Annotated in this window: 1 pseudogene; it reads right to left on the bottom strand. The window is 48.7% G+C overall.

Annotation, left to right across the window (positions count from 1 at the left end):
* Window positions 1-335: pseudogene (locus tag ACINWC743_RS11550) on the bottom strand (phage baseplate assembly protein V); the annotation flags it as partial.

Genomic DNA, 335 nt, shown 5'->3' with positions numbered 1-335 from the left:
GTTGCGCCATGACTGCTGTGTAACTGACTGCTGATCTGGTTGGTGGTATCGTCAAATCTCAGTTGGTTATAGCCACTACCCTGATATTCCTTGCTTTTAATCCCTGCCAATTCTTGGTATCGGGCAACTTGCCTTTGTCATCAAACTTGCTCGGCTGCGTTGCGCTTCATGGATTCGACCCACCACAAATGGTCTGTCAATATTGCCATCAAAGAAGTCGATGACAACAATCTCTCCTATCCTCGGTAGGAAGCGAGCTCCATAACCTTCGCCTGCCCATGGCGTCAATACATCAACCCAAGCTGAGTCGGTATCATTGTCATTCGAGCCTGCAC

Source organism: Acinetobacter sp. WC-743, from assembly GCF_000335555.1.
In the GTDB taxonomy this organism is placed as follows: domain Bacteria; phylum Pseudomonadota; class Gammaproteobacteria; order Pseudomonadales; family Moraxellaceae; genus Acinetobacter; species Acinetobacter bereziniae.
Note: the sequence above shows the minus strand (reverse complement) of the source record. Positions and strands in the feature narration are given on the sequence as shown.